Here is a 3,614-nt window from a genome sequence, read left to right as displayed (position 1 = left end):
CATCTGGGGCTGGCACTTGTTCCCTCACACGAGTTGCCGCTGCCACCAGGCCGTTTCCTGTTCCTGCGGTCCTCGTTGGTTCTCGCGGTGGCCCCCAGGTTTTCAAGGTGCTGCCTTGACCGTTCAGGTGCGAGGAAGGTGTTCCGGTGGCCGAGGTGAGGCTGCAGGTCATCGCGGGTGGGGGCGTCCCACAGGGACCGCTGGTCACGGACCCGTGGCAGTTCCAGACGGCGTGCGTGGACGCTTTCGTCGCCTCGTGGCGGGCCCGCGGGTTCAGTCAGGTGACGATCGACAACGACATCGGCCTGCTGGAACGGACGCTCGCCGCGCTGGGGCGGCCGGCGTGGGAGGTGACCCCGGAGGACATCGACCGCGTCGTCGGCGATCTCGCGGTGAAGGGCCGGGCGACGTCGACCCGCCGCGAGTATGTGCAGATCTTCAAGGGGTTCCACCGGTTCCTGCAGGCCCGGAAGGCCGCCGAGATCGAGGCCGCGTTCGGGGTCCGACTGATCTGCCCCGTCGACGAGTTCAACGCCTCCCGGCATGTCGGTGACGACTCCCCGGCCCTGCTGCCGCCGCCGACCCCGGAGCGGGTGAACGAGTTCTTCGACTTCATGAAGCAGCGGATCGCGACCGCACGGAAGTACGGACCCGCCGCCCGGGACTACGCACTGTTCCGGACGCTGTATCACGCAGGACTCCGCTCGGAGGAGGCCTCGCTGCTGGAGAAGCCGGATCTGCACTTCACCCGCGGCCCGTTCGGCAAGCTCCACGTCCGCTTCGGCAAAGGAGCCCACACCTCCGGACCGCGGCCGCGCTGGGTGCCCATGCTCGATGGCCTGGACCTGGTGCTGCGGTGGTTCCTGCAGGACGTGCGCCCGAAGTTCCCCGACTCGCCCGTGCTGTTCGCCGACGAGTCCGGCGGCCCGCTGCATCGCGGAACGATCCGCAACCGGCTGCGCTATCTCATGGAACTCGAAGGACGTCCGCCTGCAGAGCGGTTCAGCCCGCATGCCCTTCGGCGGGCCTGCGCGACCCACAACTACGAACGCGGCGTCGACCTGGTGGCGATCCAGCAAATGCTTGGACACTGGACGGTCAGCTCGACCATGCGTTATGTCCGGCCCTCCGCGACGTTCATCGAGGACGCCTATCAGCGGGCCGTCGCCAGCACCCTGGCCGAGCTGACCGGGAAGGACACCACGGCGTGAAGATCCGATGGCGGCTGCGGATGGCCGCCGCCCAACGCGAGGTGTGGACCGGCACCGAGCTGCGGCGTCTGCTGGCCGAGAAGGCCGGCCTGGAACTGTCCTCCGCGTCGGTGTCCGCGCTGTTCACCAAGGAGCCCTCGCAGGTGAAGATGACCACGCTGGCCGCGTTGTGCACCGCGCTGGAGTGCACCCCCAACGACCTCATCGAAGTCGACACCACCCCCGTCGAGCGGCCCATCGCGCCGCCTCGATCCGTTGCCGACGCCCCGAAGGCGGCCTCCGCTCGGGGCCGGTCGATGCCGCCCCTGTGACGGGCGGAGAGCTCGATGGGCAAGAAGCAACGCGACTGCGTCACCTGTGGTGCCCCGGTCGGCTATCTCGACCGGCAGCACTGCTGCCGGTGCATGCGGAGGATGAACGAGCAGGCCACGAAGGCGAGTTGTCCCTCCTGCGGGAAGGACCGTGTCCTCCAGCAGGACACGGGCCGGTGCATCATCTGTTCGCGCGCCTGCGAGCAGTGCGGCCATCCGGTCCGCGCGGCCAGCAGCCGTCTGTGCCGGGACTGCCGCCGCAAAGCCGAGCGGCTGGAGGCCCAGCAGCCGTGCCCGCGCTGCGGCAAGCCGGGTTATCTGCGCGAGGCGACCGGCTGGTGCGGGCCCTGTTCTCACCCGGGATCGCCCAAGAAGCCGCCGACGGTCTGCCGCGAGTGTGGCGAGCTTCGGCGACATGCCGGGCTGGGGCTGTGCTCGCCCTGCTGGCAGAAGCACCCTGGACGCCCCTTCATTCGCGGCGAGCACCTCCATGACCGGCTTGCTGAACCGCCTTTGTGGCTGGGCGACTTCGTCGCCTATGTCGCCGCCCGCCACTGCACTGCCCGGGCCTGCGGCTTCGTCACCGACCTGGGCCGGCTCCTTGAAGACGAGCAATCCAACTCGCCCCATGCCCTACTGGAACGATCTCGCCGTCCGGGACGGTCGATGGGCTCCTTCGCTCGTGCGCTGGAGGACTTCTTCACCCTCCATCGCCTGGCTCTGCCCACTGACCAGGCCGAACGGCTCGCCGCTGGGCGGCGCCAGCGTCGCATCGGCGCGGTCCCCGAACCCCTGCGTCCCGCCGTTGTCAGCTTCGACGCCTCCCGGATGCGGGCCCAGGACCGGGCCCGCCGGGCCGGAACCCGGCCCCGCAGCGACCACACCTTGGAAACCGCTCTGGGCATCCTTCGTGACCTGGCCGTCTTCCTCGTGAATCGCCGGGGCAAAGACGACTGGGCACTGGTCGACGTGCATGACATCGAGGCCTTCCTGGCCACCCTGCCCCGGGCTCGGAAGCGGCGGCTGACCGTGCTGCGGCAGTTCTTCCGCTTCGCCCGTTCCAAGCACATCGTTCTGGTCGACCCGACCCGAACACTGACCGCGAAGGAGCCGAACGGCTTCCGCGGCAGGACCCTCACCCTCGACCAGCAGCGCGAGCTCTTCCGCCGCTGGACCACCGATGAGCACGTCCACCCGCACGAAGCCCTGCTCGGCATCCTCGCCCTACTGCACGGCGCCTCCAGCGCCGAGGTCCGCATGCTGCAGATCACCCACGTCGACCCGGTGGCCCAGACGGTCCGGCTCGGCAAACGGCCCCACCCCGTCCCTCTGGACCCGGCCTCCTGGACCGTGCTGCACCGCTGTCTCGCTCACCGTGCGGCATGGCCGACGGCCAACCCTCACGTGATGGTCACCAAAGGAACGAAGGCCGGGCGAAGCCCGGCCTCAACTGCCTATCTGTCCCACGTCCTTGACGACTGCGGATACCCACCCCGCATGATCCGCAGCACCCGGCTCGTCGACCTGGTGAACACCATGGACCCCAAGCTCGTGGCCGCAGCCTTCGGGATGGACCCGCAAGCCACCCTGATCTATCTCGCTGACCACGTGGACCCAGGACGTCTCCCCCAACAGCTGAGCAACAGCTGGCAGGCACAATAGTTCGATGTCTTTCATTACCTGCGCGAGCTGCCAGCAACAACTCACCGACGAGCTCCGGGAAGTCCCGCTGCCGCCCGCTGCCGAGAAAACCGGAGGTCACCGAGTGGCCCCGCCTCGGGTGTCGCAGGGAACCTACGCCATCAGCCCTCAGACGCGAGTGATCATCCTGCATCCCGACGACCTGACGGGCACCGCCCCGCATCCTGACCGCGGACGGCGCAACGGCTGCTGCGGACTCGACGGCCTGGACGGACCAAACCTTGTCTGCCGTGGCTGCGGAGCCGACGTGGCAACCCAGCAGTCTGACTGCTGGACTGATCACCTCGTGGCAGCGGCACCAGACGCGGTGACCGTCAGCATCGAAAACCCGCGCTGAACCTGTCGCACCTCGGCACGACCTTGCACATCTTCGCCGGAACATGTGCGCTTT

At 68.6% G+C, this 3,614-nt stretch carries 4 protein-coding genes; all 4 read left to right on the top strand.

Annotated elements, in window-relative coordinates:
• Positions 1-146 precede the first annotated feature (146 nt).
• The 4 genes from ACZ5OX_RS38975 to ACZ5OX_RS38960 are packed head-to-tail and all read left to right on the top strand — an operon-like array spanning position 147 to position 3,560.
• Positions 147-1,211, top strand: a complete 1,065-nt coding sequence (locus ACZ5OX_RS38975) for a tyrosine-type recombinase/integrase (RefSeq protein WP_465636939.1) — start codon at positions 147-149, stop codon at positions 1,209-1,211.
• On the top strand, positions 1,208-1,522 hold the full coding sequence (locus tag ACZ5OX_RS38970) for a helix-turn-helix domain-containing protein (protein ID WP_465636937.1): 315 nt from the start codon (positions 1,208-1,210) through the stop codon (positions 1,520-1,522). Before ACZ5OX_RS38975 ends, ACZ5OX_RS38970 begins: the two co-directional genes overlap by 4 nt.
• A 15-nt stretch (positions 1,523-1,537) precedes the next feature.
• Positions 1,538-3,184, top strand: coding sequence for a tyrosine-type recombinase/integrase (locus ACZ5OX_RS38965; RefSeq protein ID WP_465636935.1), 1,647 nt, complete (start codon positions 1,538-1,540; stop codon positions 3,182-3,184).
• Positions 3,185-3,188: 4 nt separating this feature from the next.
• Complete coding sequence (locus tag ACZ5OX_RS38960) at positions 3,189-3,560, top strand: hypothetical protein (protein ID WP_465636933.1); 372 nt, start codon at positions 3,189-3,191, stop codon at positions 3,558-3,560.
• Positions 3,561-3,614 lie beyond the last annotated feature (54 nt).

It is taken from the genome of Kitasatospora sp. NPDC032121, assembly GCF_055580145.1.
The sequence above is the reverse complement of the archived record's forward strand: the minus strand, read 5'-3'. Positions and strand labels throughout refer to the sequence as shown.

Bases quoted from the DNA above. Each gene is read 5' to 3' on its own strand.
- ACZ5OX_RS38965 (WP_465636935.1), top strand. From the start codon at position 1,538: ATGGGCAAGAAGCAACGCGACTGCGTCACCTGTGGTGCCCCGGTCGGC.
- ACZ5OX_RS38960 (WP_465636933.1), top strand. From the start codon at position 3,189: ATGTCTTTCATTACCTGCGCGAGCTGCCAGCAACAACTCACCGACGAG.